General features: G+C 29.5%; 20 protein-coding genes. 13 read left to right on the plus strand and 7 right to left on the minus strand.

Features of this window, described 5'->3' with window-relative positions:
* Nucleotides 1-71: 71 nt before the first annotated feature.
* The 11 genes from GN138_RS14635 to GN138_RS14685 all read left to right on the plus strand — a co-directional run bounded on the left by GN138_RS14635 (nt 72) and on the right by GN138_RS14685 (nt 9,937).
* On the plus strand, nt 72-1,574 hold the full coding sequence (locus tag GN138_RS14635; RefSeq protein WP_157364744.1) for a sensor histidine kinase: 1,503 nt from the start codon (nt 72-74) through the stop codon (nt 1,572-1,574).
* On the plus strand, nt 1,574-2,635 hold the full coding sequence (locus GN138_RS14640; protein ID WP_157364745.1) for a response regulator: 1,062 nt from the start codon (nt 1,574-1,576) through the stop codon (nt 2,633-2,635). The genes GN138_RS14635 and GN138_RS14640 overlap by 1 nt, the downstream gene beginning before the upstream one ends.
* Before the next feature lie 87 nt (nt 2,636-2,722).
* On the plus strand, nt 2,723-3,571 hold the full coding sequence (locus GN138_RS14645; protein ID WP_157364746.1) for a universal stress protein: 849 nt from the start codon (nt 2,723-2,725) through the stop codon (nt 3,569-3,571).
* A 19-nt stretch (nt 3,572-3,590) separates the two neighbouring features.
* On the plus strand, nt 3,591-3,977 hold the full coding sequence (locus GN138_RS14650) for a hypothetical protein (RefSeq protein WP_157364747.1): 387 nt from the start codon (nt 3,591-3,593) through the stop codon (nt 3,975-3,977).
* A gap of 335 nt (nt 3,978-4,312) precedes the next feature.
* On the plus strand, nt 4,313-5,167 hold the full coding sequence (locus GN138_RS14655) for a universal stress protein (RefSeq protein WP_157364748.1): 855 nt from the start codon (nt 4,313-4,315) through the stop codon (nt 5,165-5,167).
* A gap of 70 nt (nt 5,168-5,237) precedes the next feature.
* Nucleotides 5,238-6,086 (plus strand): universal stress protein, encoded by an 849-nt coding sequence (locus GN138_RS14660; RefSeq protein ID WP_157364749.1) that lies wholly within the window; start codon nt 5,238-5,240, stop codon nt 6,084-6,086.
* A gap of 41 nt (nt 6,087-6,127) precedes the next feature.
* Nucleotides 6,128-6,961, plus strand: coding sequence for a universal stress protein (locus GN138_RS14665; RefSeq protein ID WP_157364750.1), 834 nt, complete (start codon nt 6,128-6,130; stop codon nt 6,959-6,961).
* A gap of 64 nt (nt 6,962-7,025) precedes the next feature.
* Entirely contained in the window at nt 7,026-7,865 is an 840-nt protein-coding gene (locus GN138_RS14670) for a universal stress protein (RefSeq protein WP_157364751.1), read from the plus strand.
* 92 nt (nt 7,866-7,957) lie between these two features.
* A complete protein-coding gene (locus GN138_RS14675; protein ID WP_157364752.1) occupies nt 7,958-8,809 on the plus strand; it encodes a universal stress protein in 852 nt (283 codons plus the stop codon).
* Between the two features lie 165 nt (nt 8,810-8,974).
* Nucleotides 8,975-9,427, plus strand: coding sequence for an Hsp20/alpha crystallin family protein (locus tag GN138_RS14680; protein ID WP_157364753.1), 453 nt, complete (start codon nt 8,975-8,977; stop codon nt 9,425-9,427).
* Nucleotides 9,428-9,487: 60 nt separating this feature from the next.
* A complete protein-coding gene (locus GN138_RS14685) occupies nt 9,488-9,937 on the plus strand; it encodes a hypothetical protein (protein WP_157364754.1) in 450 nt (149 codons plus the stop codon).
* Nucleotides 9,938-10,077: 140 nt separating this feature from the next.
* On the opposite strand, the gene GN138_RS14690 is transcribed toward GN138_RS14685, so the two are convergent.
* From GN138_RS14690 to GN138_RS14720, 7 genes are all read right to left on the minus strand, one after another.
* Nucleotides 10,078-10,911 (minus strand): universal stress protein, encoded by an 834-nt coding sequence (locus GN138_RS14690; RefSeq protein WP_157364755.1) that lies wholly within the window; start codon nt 10,909-10,911, stop codon nt 10,078-10,080.
* Between the two features lie 163 nt (nt 10,912-11,074).
* Nucleotides 11,075-11,503, minus strand: coding sequence for an FKBP-type peptidyl-prolyl cis-trans isomerase (locus tag GN138_RS14695; protein WP_157364756.1), 429 nt, complete (start codon nt 11,501-11,503; stop codon nt 11,075-11,077).
* 169 nt (nt 11,504-11,672) lie between these two features.
* A complete protein-coding gene (locus tag GN138_RS14700; protein ID WP_157364757.1) occupies nt 11,673-14,072 on the minus strand; it encodes a protein-disulfide reductase DsbD family protein in 2,400 nt (799 codons plus the stop codon).
* Between the two features lie 131 nt (nt 14,073-14,203).
* Complete coding sequence (locus GN138_RS14705) at nt 14,204-14,620, minus strand: rhodanese-like domain-containing protein (protein ID WP_157364758.1); 417 nt, start codon at nt 14,618-14,620, stop codon at nt 14,204-14,206.
* A 19-nt stretch (nt 14,621-14,639) separates the two neighbouring features.
* Nucleotides 14,640-14,957 (minus strand): rhodanese-like domain-containing protein, encoded by a 318-nt coding sequence (locus tag GN138_RS14710; RefSeq protein WP_157364759.1) that lies wholly within the window; start codon nt 14,955-14,957, stop codon nt 14,640-14,642.
* A 148-nt stretch (nt 14,958-15,105) separates the two neighbouring features.
* The gene (locus tag GN138_RS14715) at nt 15,106-15,717 is read right to left on the minus strand and encodes a thioredoxin family protein (protein ID WP_157364760.1); all 612 of its coding nucleotides are present in this window, start codon (nt 15,715-15,717) and stop codon (nt 15,106-15,108) included.
* Nucleotides 15,718-15,723: 6 nt separating this feature from the next.
* A complete protein-coding gene (locus GN138_RS14720; RefSeq protein WP_157364761.1) occupies nt 15,724-16,194 on the minus strand; it encodes a TlpA family protein disulfide reductase in 471 nt (156 codons plus the stop codon).
* Nucleotides 16,195-16,426: 232 nt separating this feature from the next.
* On the opposite strand from GN138_RS14720, the gene GN138_RS14725 reads away from it, so the two are divergent.
* Both GN138_RS14725 and GN138_RS14730 read left to right on the plus strand, forming a co-directional pair.
* Nucleotides 16,427-17,827 carry an anthranilate synthase component I family protein gene (locus GN138_RS14725; protein ID WP_157364762.1) on the plus strand — a complete coding sequence of 467 codons (1,401 nt, stop codon included), beginning with the start codon at nt 16,427-16,429 and terminating at the stop codon, nt 17,825-17,827.
* A 315-nt stretch (nt 17,828-18,142) separates the two neighbouring features.
* Entirely contained in the window at nt 18,143-18,709 is a 567-nt protein-coding gene (locus tag GN138_RS14730) for an anthranilate synthase component II (RefSeq protein WP_157364763.1), read from the plus strand.
* Nucleotides 18,710-18,711: the final 2 nt, after the last annotated feature.

An 18,711-nucleotide genomic window follows, 5' to 3' on the forward strand; every position in this document is an offset into this window, starting at 1 on the left:
GAATTTAAATATGTACTTATTATTAAAAAGAATATATATATTTAGCCTATTATTAAAAGCAACATTTTTATATGTTTAAACAAAACCAAGATATTTTTAACACTTTAGCAGAGGCTTTAGCTGAAGGAGTTATACTGGTTAACAAAGAACAAACAATTATTAAAACAAACACATCTGCAGATGTGATATTTGGCTACGAAAATGGGGAATTAGAGGGGCAAAAATTAGAGGTATTAATCCCTAAAAATTTTCATAGCACACATGATGACAAATTTAATGGCTATATAAAGAATACAACAAAGCGCCAAATGGCAATAGGACGCGATTTGTTTGGGCTTAAAAAAAATGGACTTACTTTCCCCGTAGAAGTAGGTTTAAACCCTATACATATATTTGACAATACTTATATACTTGCCTTAGTAAAAGATATTACAGAACGCAAAAAGGCCGAACAAGAACTTTCGCATTGGGCAAATATTTTTAATGAGTCTTTAAATGAAATCTATATTTTTGATTGTGAAACTTATCTTTTCACTGATGTAAATGTTGGTGCACAAAACAATATTGGCTATAGTTTAGAGGAATTAAAATTGCTAACACCTTTAGATATAAAACCACATTTTAATAGAGAGCAATTTACAAATAAACTAAAGCCCTTAGTTGATGGAAAAGAAGATAAACTTATATTTGAGACCCAACATCAGCGTAAAGATGGCTCAACTTACCCAGTAGAAATTCATCTACAATTATCTATTCTAGGTAACAAAAAAGTGTTTGTGGCTATAATTTTAGATATTACAGAACGAAAAAATTATACCGAAAAGTTAGAAAGTACTGTTGAAAAACGCACCTCAGAATTAAAAAATGCTTTAGCTAAAGAACAAGAGTTAAATGAGTTAAAAACAAAATTCTTATCACTAGTATCACATGAGTTTAAAACACCTTTAAGTGGTATTTTAACTTCAACAATGCTACTTAAAAAATACACATTAACAGAGCAGCAAGAACGAAGAGACAAACACATTAAAACCATCTCAGATAAAGTTCATTATTTAAATAATATTCTAAGCGACTTCTTATCTGTAGAGCGTTTAGAACAAGGAAAAATTAAATATTCTCCAAGTACATTTAAGGTAAGTAAAGTAGTAAACGAAGTTATATACAACGCTAATATGTTACTAAAAGACGGCCAACAAATTAATTATCCAGAAGGCATTGATGGTTATTTTTTGCATCAAGACGAAAAGATTGTAGAATTATCACTCTCAAATATTGTTCATAATGCTATTAAATATTCTTCCGAAAACACCATTATAGATATCAGTATAATACAAGATGAGTCTAAAACTACATTTAAGGTAAAAGATAACGGTATTGGAATACCCAAAAAGGATCAAAAAAATATTTTTAATCGTTATTTTAGAGCCGAAAATGCTTTGTTAACCCAAGGCACAGGAATCGGTCTAAATATTGTAAAAGACCATTTAAAAAATTTAAAAGGAATAATTTATTTTGAAAGTGAACCTAATAAAGGTACTATTTTCACTATTGAATTACCAAATATAGCAGAATAATGAAACAAATATTATTAATAGAAGACGATATAACTTTAAGAGAGAATACTGCAGAAATACTAGAACTCTCTGGCTATAAAATTGAAACAGCAGCTAATGGAAAAATTGGTGTAGAAAAAGCAAAAGAAGTATTACCAGATATTATTGTTTGTGATATTATGATGCCAGAACTAGATGGATATGGAGTTTTAGAAGCCATGTCTAAAGATAAAACCACAAAGTATATTCCGTTTATTTTTTTATCTGCAAAAACTGAGCGACAAGATGTACGTAAAGGGATGGATTTAGGTGCTGATGACTACATTACCAAGCCATTTGCTGAAGACGAATTAATTAGTGCTATTGAAAGTAGAATTGCAAAAGCAGCCATACTTAAAGAAGAAAGAGAACAATCTATCCATAAAGCTTCCGTTGAAAGCGAAGATGACGATGAAATTAAAACCTTAAATGGCTTAAAAAATTATTTTGACGATAATGGTACCGTTTTTAATTTTAGCAAAAACACCGTAGTATATAGGGAACAAGATCATGCTAATTATATTTATCTTATTAATAAAGGTACAGTAAAATGCCACCAAATTGATGAGCAAGGTAAAGAGCTTGTAACTACAATTTATAAAGAAGACGACTTATTTGGATACACTACATTTACAAGCAATAATCCACATAAAGAAACAGCAACTACTATTGGAGAGGTTGAACTAACAGGTATTTCTGCCAAACATTTTAACCAAATATTAAATGAAAACCACAAATTAGCTATAGAAATTATACAGTTATTATCTGATAACATTTCTAATATGAAAAATCAATTATTAGAAATGGCCTATAGTTCTGTATCTAAAAAAACGGCTTCTACGATATTAAAATTTGCCGAAAAGATAAATCGTAAACCGGAGGATCCAATTAAAATTTCTAGAAGTGATTTAGCCAGTGTTGCTGGTATTGCCACAGAAACCTTAATAAGAACTTTAACTAGTTTTAAGCGAGATGGCATTATAAAAATTGAAGGTAGAAATATAAAAATTGTAGATATAGAAGAACTTAAAAGAATAGGTTAATTATAGATCAATTAGCATATACCTGATATATATCATTTTCATTAAGGCTGCTTACTTTTAAATTTGTACTAGTTAAGTTGTTGCTAAATGAAAAATATACTACTACCAACAGATTTTTCTGAGAACTCATGGAATGCCATTAGATATGCCATGCGGTTTTTTGAAAAAACAGAATGCAATTTTTACCTGTTGCATGTTAATAGATTAGATAGTCTAGCTGTTACTGATACTTCATTATTACTAAACAATACCGTTGTAGACAAGGTATACACGTCCTCTTCTAAGCAAAAGTTACGTAATCTATTAAAGGAAATAGCAGAAATAACTGTAGATAAACGCATCCATAAATTTTTCACGCTTAGCGACCAAGGTTCCTTTATAGAATCTATTAGAAAAACTGTAAATGAAAAGCAGATAGATTGTATAGTTATGGGTACAAAAGGTGCTTCAGAATTTGAAAGAATTATTTTAGGCACTAATACTGCAGATGTTATAACTAAAGTAAAATGTAACGTGTTAGCCATACCAGAAAATGCAGAATATGTAACGCCAAAAGAAGTTGCATTTCCTACAGATTTTTCACTATCTAATAATCTTCAGGTATTAGAACCAATGGCAGAAATTATAGAACGGTTTAAAACAAACTTGAGAATTCTTCATATCAGTGGCAATAAAGACAGCCTTAATGCAGAACAAATTGAAAATAAAGAATTATTAGAAGATTATTTTAGTACAAATCCGTTTACGTTTCATTATTTAAAAAACAAAAAAGTAGAAGATGCTATAGAATGTTTTGTAGAAAGTAGAGCCGTTAATTTAATTTGTATGGTTGCAAAGAATCTAAATTATTTTCAACAAATATTATTTCATTCAAAAGTAGAGAAAATTAGTTACCATGTAGATATTCCATTTTTAGTATTACATGAAATAGATTAAGACAAAAAAATTATCAGATATGGACAATTCATTATTTTTTGCAAAATTTTGGGGTTGGTATCTCTTAATATTCTTTTTTATCTTAAGTGTTAACCCTAAACGAATTAAACAAGTATTTGACGATTTATACGATCAAAAATTTTTAATTATTATTGCATTTATGGCCATTGTAATAGGATTACTGAACATTATATTTCATAATATTTGGGAGCTTAGTTACAAACTAATAATTACACTTATAGGTTGGACAGCCCTTTTTATGGGATTGGCACTATTTTCTTTTCCAAAACAAACCGTCTCTTTTATAGCCTTAACTAACATTAAATTAGTACAAGTTATATATACCCTATTTTTATTGTTAGGTATTTATTTACTTAATACAGCTTATAGCATCGTTTTATTTTAAAGATGATAAAAGTCATAGTTATAAAGTATTTTCAGATGTAATTTTGTAGCACAATCTTGGTGTGGTTACTATTAATCTAAGAGAGACAGTTTTATTCAATATTGCTCGAGTTTGTTAAGATATTTTTTAAAACTAAGTGATTTTTTTGGTTGGTTCATAGTCTAAATCTTTTTAGACTTTATTCATTAGTTTTTTAAAATAATCATGAATAATCTGTCTCTCTTTTTTTTAATTACACATCACTTCCCACACTAACCAATTCATTGCCTGACTTTTGTCATAGTTTTTAAAAGTTTTAGTTTTTACTTTTATAATCAACGCTAAAACAGAAGATTATGTTATCAATTCTGCTCCCTACCGATTTTTCAGAGAATTCATTGAATGCCATAAATTATGCTTTAGAATTTTTTAAATATCAAAAAGTTCAATTTTATTTTATGCATGCGTATCGTAATGAATTTTACGACCATAATGAATTGGTTTCTCGAGAAGTATTTGATAGCGTTTTAGAAAAAGTGCAAACCAATTCTAAATCTAATCTTGAAAAATTATTAAAAAAAGTTAATAAATCAACACCAAATCCTAGATATATATATCATAGCATTTCGGCAAATAACTCACTAGTAGAAGAAGCTAATGAGCTAACAGAAAAGCATAATATAGATTTAATAGTAATGGGTACTAAAGGAAAATCAAACGAGCGTCATATAATATTTGGTAGTCAAACGTTTCAAGTATTAAAATATGTAGATTGTCCGGTTTTAGCAATTCCTTCTAACTACAAAAACACACAACCAAAACAAATTTTATTTCCTACAGATTATTTAATTCCTTACAAACGACGTGAGTTAAAACTCTTATCTGTTTTAGCTAAATCTTACAGAAGTGAAATTAATGTTGTTTACATCTCTACAAGTAACAAATTATCTATTAGACAAGAAGACAACAAAGCGTTTATTAAAGATGCCTTAATTGTAAACAAGGTAAACTTTAGTATTACAAACAGTAAAAAAGTCGCAGAATCTATCACTGCCCATATAGAAAACAACAGTATTGATATGTTAACTATGGTAAATACACAACATTCGTTTTTAGAAGATATGTTGTTTCCATCTACAATAGACAAAGTAAGTTTTGGACTTGAAATCCCACTTTTAGCCATGCAAAATACAACGCGTAATTACTTATAAAACACAACAAAATAATATTAATAACCAAAACCAATAGTATGTGATTAGTAACAATTAAAACTTAGAACTCATGAAAAATATACTTTTACCCACCGATTTTTCTGATAATTCATGGAATGCCATAAAGTATGCTATTCAATTATTTAAAGATGAAATCTGCACGTTTCATTTGCTTAACACGTATACACCCATAATCTATAATGTAGAGTATGTTTTGGGTTATCCTGCTCAATTTGGTCTTGGTGATGCTATTAGAGATACTGCACAAGAAAATCTTAAAGATTTAACTACAAAAATTTCTCAAACGTTTGAGAAAAACCCAAAACACAAATTTATTACTGTTGCACGTTTTAACACTTTAATTTCTGGTGTAAAAGAATATACCTCAGAGCATCAAACCGATTTAATAATAATGGGAACTAAAGGTGCAACAGGTGCAGAAGAAATTTTGTTTGGTTCTAACACTGTACATGTTTTTAAAGAAATAAAATGCCCTGTATTGGCAATTCCTTCTGGTTTTAAATTTGAAAAGCCACTAGAAATATTATTTCCCACTGATTTAGAAGTAGATTACAATGCTTTTAAAATAGAGATATTAAAACAAATTGCTATGGATAATCACTCTAGAATTAATGCACTACATGTTTCTACAGGTAATGACCTTACATTTAAACAAATCAATAGCCAACTAAAGTTAGAATCCCTATTTAAAGGTAGCTCATATTTATTCCATATTTACGACAGTATGAACGTTACAGATGCCATTAATAAATTTCAGATTAAAGCAAAAATTAACTTAATAGCAATGATAAATAATAAGCATTCATTTTTTGAAAATTTATTTCATAGATCTCCTTTAAATCAAATTGGATTTCATTTAAAAGTACCTTTTTTAGTGCTTCCGTCTAAGCAACCTTAAAACCCATCATCCTAGTAGCCAAACATGTACTAAATAAACACATGAAAACTAATATTTTAATACCAACAGACTTTTCTGATAATGCTTGGTGTGCCACAGTTTATGCTTTAAAATTATTTAAAGATAAAGACTGTTTGTTTTACTTTTTTCACTCTACAAAATTAAAAATTAATTCTACAGCTAAACTATCTAATAAGCTTATCCATTTTTTAACAGAAAATGCTACTAAAGAATTATTACATCTTAAAGACATTGCAGAATCAACGGATGCTAATCCTAAGCATGATTTTGAAATAATTGTATGCAACAACGACCTTAATGAAACTATGGTTAGAATTATTGAAAAAAATGATATTAACCTTGTTGTTATGGGAACAAAAGGAGCCACAAAGGGAAAAGAAATAATTTTTGGTAGTAACACAGTTAAAGCCATAAGAAAAATAAAAAAATGCCCAATTTTAGTTGTTCCAGATGAATACGATTATATGAGACCTTCACAAATTGCATTTCCAACTGACTTTAACCGACTTTACAGTGAAGAATTAAAACCTCTTAAATTTTTATCAGACTTACATCAATCCAAAATCAGAGTAATACATATAAATAAAGAAGAAGAATTAACAGAATTGCAAGAGTACAATTTAGATCAATTAGAAGTTAAATTAAAAAAACATAATCACAGTTTTCATTGGATGCCAGATTATGGCAAAAAACATACCGCAATTAAAGATTTTATTGATGAATTAAATATAAATATTTTAGTAATGGTAAGTTATAAATATAGTTTTATAAAGCGTATTTTAAGAGAACCGGTAATAAAAAAAATAGGCTTTAAGCCTTCTATCCCTTTTTTAGTAATCCCTTATAACAACTGATAAAAATCATTTTATTTTAAGTCTCTATGAGGTATTTTTATTTAAAGGTTAAATTAATTAAGTCATGAGACATCATATTTTACTTCCTACAGATTTTTCAGACAATGCATGGAGCGCAGCAATGTATGCAACAAAATTATACAATAATGAAGCCTGTACATTCTATCTTCTTAACACATGGAGTTTTTCTAATTCTACATCTAGAACCTATATCACTTCAACATATATAAATACTCTTCAAGAAAAAGCATCTGTAAAATTAGAAGAATTTAAAAACAAAATTTTAAAACAAAGTAATACAGAACTACATGAGTTTAAAACAGTTTTAAGTAAAGATTCTTTAATCACTGCTATAAAAAAAGCAATAGATAACTACAGTATTACTCTTATCATTATGGGAACAAAAGGAGCTACTGGCACTAAAGAGTTTTTATTTGGTAGTAATACCGTAAACGTTATAAGTAAAATAAAGGACTGCCCTGTTTTAGCTATACCTAATGGTTTTAAATTTGTTGCTCCAAAAAAAATTGCTTTCCCTACGGATTTTAATAGATTTTATGGTGAAGAATTATCAGAATTGAAGGAATTAGCAAAATTATTCAATTCTAAAATTACAATTATGCATATTAATGGTAAAAAAGACTTAACAGACAAGCAAAATTACAACTTATCAATGCTTAAGGCTTATTTAGAAAACTACAAACACAGTTTTCATTGGATGAAGGGTTTTACCAGTAAAGAGCAAGCCATTACAACTTTTATAGAAGAACTTAAAATCAATATACTAACAATGATAAACTACGAACATAGTTTCATTGAAAATTTAACCAAAGAACCTGTTGTTAAAAATATTGGTTATCACACTATAATTCCTTTTTTAGTTATTCCGTGTTCTATTACCTAAAATTGTAATCATAACTTTTGAGAACATCTTAGAAAACTATACTGGAGTTTAGTTAAGTGCTTTTTTTTCATCAGGATTAAACTAAAATAATCATGAGACATAAAATTTTACTCCCAACAGATTTTTCTAAAAACTCTATTAAAGCTATAAATTGTGCAAGAGCGCTATTTAAAAATGAGCATTGTAATTTTTATATTATGAATGTGTTTTCTGCTGTAGGAACCATTTTAGAAAATTTATTAAATATGCAACCTGGTAACGAATTTTACCAAACCGCTAAACTTAATTCTGAAAAAGGATTAGCTAAGGTATTAGATATAATTACGCTAAGTAATAAACCAAACCCAAAACATCATTTTGAAATTATATCTGAATTTAATGATATTACAGAAGCTGTAAAGCATATTGTAGACAAAAAAGATATAGAAATGATTGTTATGGGTACAAAAGGTAAAACACAATCTAGACAAACAGCCTTTGGTAGTAATGCTATTAACATTATGGAAAAAGTGCATAATTGCCCTGTACTTGTTGTACCAGAAGCTACTAAAATAAATAGTCTAAAAGAGGTTGTATTTCCTACAGATTATAAAATTCCCTTTAAAAGGAGAGAACTTATACACCTTATTAATATTGTAAAGAAAACCAATGCCAATATTGCTATTTTACACGTAGACCAAGGCAAATTAACCCAACAACAAGTAGATAATAAAAACCTACTAAAAGAAATTTTTAAAGGTATTAATTACAACTTTCACAATTTATCTAATAATTCAATACAAGCAGCCATTAACAACTTTGTAGAAAGTAGATCCAGCAACATGGTTGCTTTTATAAATAAAAAGCATGCGTTTTTTGGAAGCATATTTAGCAACCCATTGGTAAAAGAAATTACTTTCCATCTAAAGGTTCCTATTTTAGCATTACACGATTTAAGCAACTGATTTGTTTTTATATATTCAAACAAACTTAATTACCCAACTATTTTATTTCTCTCATAATTAAAAAACCTGCTAGAAACTGACCAATATCATTTTAAAATTTAATAATGGTTTTTACTTTTAATAGCATCAGAAGAAAATAATGTTTAACATCAAAATTATAAAATTATGTCACTTATTAAGACTAATAACAGACGACGTAAGTTCCCAACATGGAACAATGATGGACTAAAAAGTTTTCTGAGAAATGATGACTTTTTTAATAACGATTTCTTTGAAGAAGACAACTTAATGCCAGCAATGAATATTAAGGAATCTGAGAACAGCTTTGATATTGAGTTTGCTGCACCTGGTTTTTCTAAAAGAGACTTTGAGGTTACAATATGCAATAACATTCTTAATGTAAGTGGTGAAAAAGAACACCAAAAAGAAGAGAAAGACGAAGATTTTACACGCAAAGAGTTTAGTTATAATTCTTTTAAAAGATCTTTAAGTCTTCCGGAGTCGGTAAATTCTAACCAAAACGTCAATGCAATCTACAAAGACGGTATTTTAAAATTAAATCTTCAAAAAAACACAGAATCTAAAGACTACCCTAAAAAAGTAATTGAGGTTCACTAAAAAAACCGAAAGCAGAAAGTAGTTAAAAAACTTTCTGCTTTCACCTAAATCCCATTTAAAATGAAAACAACACAAACACAATCTAATTACACGGAATGGATTAGTGCAGAACAAATGCACCAAGATTCTAAAGAATGGCTATCTGAACTGTTGTTTATTAAAGATGAACACTTGTTTTATGAAGACCTTATTAAAACCTTCACTATGCAGCTTATAGAACCAGAGCATTTTGTAGATAACAAAGAAATAATAGACACCTTAAACCGTTCTCAAAAACAAAATAATTTATTAATTGAAGCTATTAAAGTACATGAGAATGATTTACAAATTTTATTGGATGGTATAAACCAAACAGAACAAGAAAAAGCCTATAGAAAATCTCACAAAGGATTAATACTAGAATTAATAGAATTTGAAAAATTTTACAAAATTCTAAAAAAACAAGTGTTTGATATTTTTTCAGCTATAAAAAAAGAAGACAAATTAAATCATCTATTAGAACAAAGGTAATACCGAGGTTAGTTATTTTAAATTTTAAAATAATAGTTAAAAACGCTATCACCAACTATTAAACCTACTATAATTTTATTATTAGGTAATATATTTATTCATCTTAGGCAAGTAATAACTTCTCATTCTAAAACAATATCTTAAACATGAAACACTAATAATGGCACGCGTAATTTATTACTTATTTTACTAGTTTTAGAGCCCGTAAAGAAACGTTCAAAAAACGTTTTCTTTTGCACTAATAAACTAATCATATCTATATTATGAATTTGTACATAAGATTGTACGGCATATTCTGTAGGTACACCTTTTATCAAATGATACGTAAATTGTAAAGTATTAGTTAAGCTATTAATGTAATTTTTATCTGTATTTAGATGCGTTTGCGAATCTTCATTTGGATTTAATCTCAGCAAATGGATCCTTTTGAAAAACTTAGATGTAAAGCTTACTAATTCTGAAAAAGCCGTGCTGTTCAGTGTATCTTCTAATTCTAAAGGCAATAATAATTCTGAAACGGTTGTAAAAGTAAAACCCTCTGGTATCACTAAAGTTGGGCAATTTACGTTTCTAATTACATTAATAGTATTACTTCCAAAAATTCGCTCTGCTGCTCCTGTAACACCATTATTTCCCATAACTATTAAGTCTATAGCTTTGGAAGCTATAACCTGATTAATAGCTTCGGTTAAGCTATCAAAATCAATTAAACTTTTAAATTTAAAATTAGCTTTACCAAATTTAGTTTCAATAGTGTTTACAAGTTTGGTTAATTTATTTTTCGATGTTTTTAAAACTGAATCATATAAATTTTGTCCGCCACCCATTACTAAATCATCACTAATATAACCTTTAGTTTTTTGAACATGAAGCACAAAAAAATTACACTGGTAATCTTTTAATAATTCTAAGGCAAATTGGATAGCGTTAGTAGAATTTTCAGAAAAGTCCGTAAGTAAAAGTATCTGTTTCATTATTTTGAGATTTACTAAATTTAACAAAAGTAAATAACACTAAAAATGATTACGGTCAATGATAAGAACAATTAAAAATTCTTAAGCTCAAAATTTTTATAGTTAATATAAAAAACCTGTGAAACTTAATTCACAGGTTTTAATTTTTAAAGACAATAGACTTTTATTTAATCTCAACTAATTCAAGATCAAATACTAATTCTTGCCCAGCTAAAGGATGATTTCCATCTACAATAACGTGGTCTTCATTAACTTCTACAATTCTAAATTGGTGCTCATTACCTTGTCCATCTCTAGATGCTAAACCTAAACCAACTGCGGGTTCCATTTCTGGTGGTAATTGTGTTTTTTCAACCTTGTGAAATAATTCTTTTATTATATCTCCATAAGCTTCTTCCATAGGAATATCTACAGTTTTCTTATCATTCACCTTCATATTTATAACTGCTTTTTCAAAACCCGGAATTAGCATACCTTTTCCTAAAGTAAATTCTAAAGGCTCACGCTCTAAAGAACTATCAAAGATTTGTCCACTTTTTAATTTTCCTGTATAATGAACTCTTACAGTATCATTTTCTTTTACTTGACTCATAAATTTCTGATTTCATTTTAAATAAGTGGCAAAACTATTGTTTATAACAGAGAATAAAGAATGATACTTTACTTAATCTATGTAATTATGAAAAACTTAACTTATTACCTTTTAGTATTGGTAAGTTACGGCTAATGTTAGTACCTACAACATTTTGTTAATAGTTAATTTAATGCTTCTTAAAATTACGTATACCTTCAATCAGCCATTCGTTATATTCTTTTGCATCTGGTGTATAGGCCACAGGATTGTTTAAATTCTCTTCATTATGATCCATTAACACATAAAATGGCTGTGTATTTGTTTTATATTTTATGGTTTGCATTTCGCTCCATTTCTGACCTTTATTTCTTAGTTTCTTACCTGGTTTTAATTTAGAATCTGGTGCTTCGCCTTCTGGGAAATCAATTTTTTCATCTACATATAGAGAAATAAGAACAACATCATTTTTTAGTTTATTTAGAATTTCTGGTTTTACCCAAACATTTTGTTCCATTTTACGGCAATTAACACAAGCCCAGCCTGTAAAATCTAACATTACAGGTTTATTTATCTTTTTAGCATAAGCCAAACCTTCATCGTAATCATTAAATGCCAAAATATCATGTGGTGCCAATAAATGTGCTCCTTCTGGCAAATCTGAATGACTTGTAGTACCACCTCCTTTAGAATTGCCAACACCATATGGGGACTCAGAATAATCAATTGGTGGCGGAAATGCACTAATTAGATTTAAAGGCGCTCCCCAAAGCCCAGGAATCATGTAAACCGTAAATGATAATGTTAGTAATCCTAACATAAGTCTTCCTACCGAAATATGCTTTAACGGCGAATCATGAGGTAGTTGTATTTTACCAAACAAATATAAAGCCAAAGTTCCAAATATGGCAATCCAAATAGCAATGAATACTTCACGTTCTAAAAAGTGAAGCTGCAATACTAAATCCGCTTGTGATAAAAATTTAAAAGCAAAAGCCAATTCCAAAAATCCTAAAACAACTTTTACCGTATTTAACCAGCCTCCAGATTTTGGTAAAGAATTTAACCAACCCGGAAACGCAGCAAATAAACCAAATGGCAATGCCAAGGCTAAAGAGAAGCCTAACATCCCAATCATAGGAGCTAATCCTCCTGTGGTTGCAGATAATACTATAATATTGCCTACAAAAGGACCTGTGCACGAAAAAGATACAATTGCTAAAGCTAAAGCCATAAAAAATATTCCAGTATAACCTCCTTTATCTGCTTTTCTGTCTATTTTATTAGCCCAAGAGTTAGGCAGCATTATTTCGAATGCACCCAAAAATGAAATTGCAAAAATGACAAGAATTACAAAGAAAACAAGATTGAAGGTAACACCTGTCGAAAATTCATTTATAGCACTCGCTCCAAAAATAGCTACAACTCCTGTACCTAAAATGACATAAATTACGATTATACATAATCCATAGATTAAAGCATTTTTTACACCTTGTGATTTCGTTTTACTTTGCTTAGTAAAAAAACTTACGGTCATTGGTATTAAAGGAAAGACACAAGGCGTAAAAAGCGCAATAAAACCAGCCCCTAGTCCTAAAATAAAAATTGTCCATAATCCTTCTCTCTCCTCTTCTGTCTCTGATTGTATATAATCAACGTTTTTTTTTACTGCTACACTTTTAGTTAAATCATACTCTAAATCTACATAGGTTGGTGCAGTACATTGTGTATCATCGCAAGACATAAAACCAACTTCTCCCGAAATAGAGGAAATCTCCGTGTTTGAAACTTTTATTTTTTGTCTAAACTCAGTTTTATCTTTAAAGTATTTAATCTTCATATCGAAGACCTTATCCATACTTTCTCGCCCATTTTCTTCGATAGTTGTACCAACTAAGTCTACACCTTCTTTTAAGGTATAATTAAAACTTGTAGGTATCGGTCCTCCTTCTTCAATATTTTGAGCGTACAACTTCCACCCTTTATCTATCGTAGCTGTGGCTACTAAAATAAATTCATTAGTTTCATTTTTCTCAACACTTGTACTCCATTTTACAGGTTCTAATATTTTGGGTTTTGTAGCATTAAAATCTAAAGTTGTTGTTGATTCTTCTACTGCTACATCAACATCTTTTGCTTTTTTTAAATTAAAAATTAAATCTATATAATTTGGTGGCATGCATTTTTCATCATCACAAACCATAAATTCAACCTCACCATTAACTAGAGATACTTCTTTATTTATAACTTTAATACGTTGCGTAAACTGAGCTTTGTTTTCGAAGAATTTAATTTTCATATCAAAAACAGGGTCGTCAACCGTATGACCATCATCCTCTTTAGTATTAGATAGTAATTCTATATCAGAATCTGTTGTATAATTAAATGTTGTAGCTATTGGACCACCTTCTGGCACTACCTGAGAATAAAGATGCCAGCCAGCTTCTATTGTTGCTATTGAAATAAGGTTATATTCTGTTTCAGAAATTTTTTCTGTTTTTGTCTCCCATTTTACTGGGTCAAAAACTTGAGCATTTGCATTAAAAGCAAATACTAAAAGACAAAGTAGAAGTACTTTTTTTATATTCATAAACAACTTGTTAAATCACAAAAATAAGTGATGTCCTTTTTTTATTGGTTAATAGTCGACTAATTTATAAAAACCTTAAGAGTTATGGAAATGAATTATGGCAATAAAAAAACCGAACGTTAAGTTCGGTTTTACATATCAGTTTTTAAGTTAATCTCTAGCTTGTCGGAGTGTTTCCATTTAGAGATTCCACCTTCTAAGTCGTATATTTTTTCAAAACCTGCGTCTTTCATTTTTTGTGCACATTTTGCACTTCTTCTTCCAGATTTACAATACAAAATTACAGGTTTTTTTTTATTTAATTTTGTGATATCTACCTCAAAAGTTGGGGACATAAAATCAATATTTTGCGAATTAGCAATGTGAATTTCGTCATGTTCTTTAGGTGTTCTAATATCTACTAATTGAACATCTTCTAACTCCAGAATAGACTGCATCTCCTCTGCTGTTACTAACTTAACATCATCATTATCAGATTTATTATCTATGCAACTCACACCAAAACTAAGTGCTAATAGAAGACAACATATTTTTAGCAGTCTTTTCATAATAATTTTAGATTAAAAATTAATCTTGGTTTACAATATCTCCTTGCCAACCCATTATACCTCCAACTAAATTATAAGTATTTTTAAAATCTAATTGGTTCATTATTCCGCAAGCTTGTCCGCTACGCGCGCCAGACCTACAATATACGTAATAGTTCTTAGTCTTATCTAACTTCTCTAATTCGTAGATAAAACCTTGACCTTTATGAATATCTATATGTATTGCATTAGGAATTATACCTTCATCAACCTCTTCTTGAGTTCTTACATCTAAAACAACTGCATTATTGTCTGCTTCTAGTTGTTTTTCCCAGTCTTCTTGTGATAAATCAGCCATAGTTCAATTTTAATTTTTCGGTAAAATTAACATTTCCTTATAACATAGACGAAAAAAAACCCGAAGTGTTACAAAACGGGTTTAATTTTTAACATTTTATCTTAAATTTATTTGAAGATATAATGATTTTCTTTTCACTAAAAATCTATTAAACCTTAATAGAACAGCCTATTGCTCTAGTTTCAGTTACCTTAATTGCCTCACCTTTTAATAAAGCATCTACGGCATTTTCAACATATTTTTGATTTACAGCTGTAGCATCTTGGTAATTATCATCAATTGCTCCTATATATTTTACAACATTGCCTTTCTTAGTTTTTTGCAGTAAATAAACATGAGGTGTTTTAGTAGCACCATATTGTGGATAAATCTCTTGGTCTTTATCCATTAAATAAGGAAATGTAAAACCTTTTTCTTTAGCTCTTTCTTGCATTGCTTCCATATTATCGCCTGGTTTTATTTTAGTATTGTTTGGCATTATGGCTATAACAGGATACCCTTTTGAAGCATATTTTTTGTTTAAGGCTTCAATTCTATCTTCATAAGCTACAGCATAAGGACAAGTGTTACATGTAAAGGTTACAATAAATCCTTTTGCATCTTTATAGTCTGATAAAGACACCATTTTACCATCTATATTTTCTAGACTAAAATCGGTAGCAATATCACCAATGCTATAACCTTTATCTTCACTCACAACTGTAAAAGCAGATAGTGAAAGTACTAAAACCATTGCTGATAATAATTTAAAAATTTTCATAGTTCTTTATTTTAAAAATTGTTTGACTTCTTTTTCTAATTCTTCTTGTGTAAACGATTTTTCGTAAAACATTCGTTTATCACCTTTATATATTATTGTGGCTGGTAAGGCTCCAGACCAACTTTCATCAATTGCAGGTATCCATCTATTTTGGTCATTATCATTTAACGCTACAACTCTAGACTTTAACTTATGCTTTTTTATATAAGGTTTTAATGCAGTTTCATACTTACTAGGAAAATCTAAACTCACTAACAATACGTCTACATCTTCATGTCTATATTTTTCATTTAAAGCTTCAAAATATGGCAACTCCTTTATACAAGGACCACACCATGTTGCCCAAAAATTTACAACATGTACTTTATCATCTTTCTGATTAATTAAAGGTTCTAAACCATCATAATCATAGACTTCTAATGTTTCATCTTGAACTGGTAAAACTGTAATTAAAAAAATTAATAATATATTTCTCATGCTATAAAGTTATTAATCGTAGAAGCTTACATTTAATATTTAACAAAAAATTAATTAAATGTTTGACATTATGAATTTTCATTTCTATCTTTGACCATATTATGAAAATAAATACAAATCATACTTGGTGGTGGAATTTCTCAAACGTTAGTTAGTGAAATCAACCTTGTTATGCAAAATATATAGAAAAAGGCTTGTCATTCACGACAAGCCTTTTTTAATTTAAAATTTTATGAAAACATTTAGTTTATACACACATTATAAAAAAATCTTAGCAGACACTATTACACCTGTTAGTATTTATCTTAAAATTAGAGATAAATTCCCTAATAGCATACTTTTAGAAAGTAGCGACTATCATGCTAATAATAATAGTTTCTCATACATCTGTTGTAATCCTATTGCTTCTATAAAGGTTGAAGGTAATAGTATTTATCAAACATATCCAGACGGTAGTTCTAAGTCTAATTTTGTTGAAACCGTAGGTGTTGTGGAAGAAATTCACAAATTCACACAACGCTTTAAAGTCGACACAAAAGAAAAATTTAAATTCATTAACAACGGTATTTTTGGATATACCTCCTACGATGCTGTAAAATATTTTGAAGACATAGAAATCTCAAAAAAGGAAAATTCTGTGTCTATACCAGAAGTGTATTATGCCGTTTATCAAAACATAATAGCCATTAATCATTATAAAAACGAAGCCTATATTTTTGCGCATTGTTTTGATACTGAAAATAATATCGATGATATTCTGCAACTAATTCAAACCAGACAATATGCGTCTTACGATTTTAACACCAATGGCGACATTGATTCTAATCTTACAGACGATGAGTATAAAGAACATGTAGAATTAGCAAAAAAACATTGTGGACGAGGCGATGTTTTTCAATTGGTATTATCTAAGCAGTTTTCGCAAAAATTTAGTGGAGACGAGTTTAATGTTTACCGAGCATTAAGAAGTATCAATCCGTCGCCATATTTGTTTTATTTCGATTATGGGAATTTTAAAATATTCGGAAGCTCACCAGAAGCACAATTAGTAGTTAACGAAGGTAAAGCTGAAATCCACCCAATTGCAGGCACATTTAAACGTAGTGGAAACGACCTTAAAGATGCAGAACTTGCCGAAGCATTAATTAAAGATGACAAAGAAAACAGCGAGCATGTAATGTTAGTTGATTTAGCACGTAACGATCTAAGTAGAAACGGAAGCAATGTCACTGTAGAAAATTATAGAGAAGTACAATTTTTCTCTCATGTTATTCATTTGGTAAGCAAAGTTACCGGAACCATTCATAAAAACACAAACACCATGCAAGTTGTTGCAGACACCTTTCCGGCCGGAACATTGAGTGGTGCTCCAAAACATATGGCTATGCAACTTATAGAGAAATACGAAAAAACAAGCAGAGGCTATTACGGAGGTGCTATTGGTTTTATGGATTTCAACGGTAATTTTAATCATGCTATTATGATTAGAACTTTTTTAAGTCAAAACCATAAACTATTCTGGCAAGCAGGTGCAGGATTAGTAGCAAAATCAAATCCTCAAAATGAATTGCAGGAAGTTTATAATAAACTTGGTGCATTAACAAATGCTATTGAATTGGCGAAGGATATTTAGTAGTTAGCTGTTAGCTGTTAGCTGTTAGCTGTTAGCAAAATTGAAATACAATTTAGGAAAGAACAAAAATTAGTAAAAATTAATGTCCCAAATTCCGACATAGTCGGAAACATCAAAATTCAGAAATAATGAGCGAAAGAACGAAGATGCGAGGCGCAGCCTCAAGCACGAAGTTCTGAAAGCGAATGTCGCTTTGGCGATTTCCTAATTTTGATTGTGATTTTAGGTTCGTTTACATAAAGGCAAATGAACAGATAAAAAAGAAAGAAAAGAAAATAGTTTAATTAATAGATACCTGCCTTGGCAGGCATTAAAATGAAAAAAGTATTAGTAATAGACAACTACGACAGTTTTACATACAATTTGGTCCATTATTTAGAAGACTTAAATTGTGAAGTTATTGTAAAACGAAACGATAAATTAACACTAGATGAAGTTGATGCTTTTGATAAAATTGTATTATCACCAGGACCTGGAATTCCTGATGAAGCAGGTTTATTAAAACAAATCATAGCGACTTACGCACCAACAAAAAGTATTTTAGGTGTATGTTTAGGTCAGCAAGCTATTGGCGAAGTTTTTGGAGGTTCATTAGAAAACTTAGATAATGTATATCATGGTGTTTCAACCACAATTACACTTTCGGTAGAAGACGAACCTTTATTTAAAGGCTTAGGAGAAACTTTTGAAGTTGGCAGATACCACTCTTGGGTTGTAAATGCCAATTTACCTGATAGTTTAGAAGCCACATCTTATGATGAAAACGGACAAATAATGTCATTAAGACATAAGGTATATGATGTAAAAGGCGTACAATACCATCCGGAATCTGTGTTAACACCAGATGGAAAAACCATTCTTAAAAACTGGATTAATTCTTAAGT

Source organism: Winogradskyella endarachnes (genome assembly GCF_009741275.1).
GTDB classification, from domain to species: domain Bacteria; phylum Bacteroidota; class Bacteroidia; order Flavobacteriales; family Flavobacteriaceae; genus Winogradskyella; species Winogradskyella endarachnes.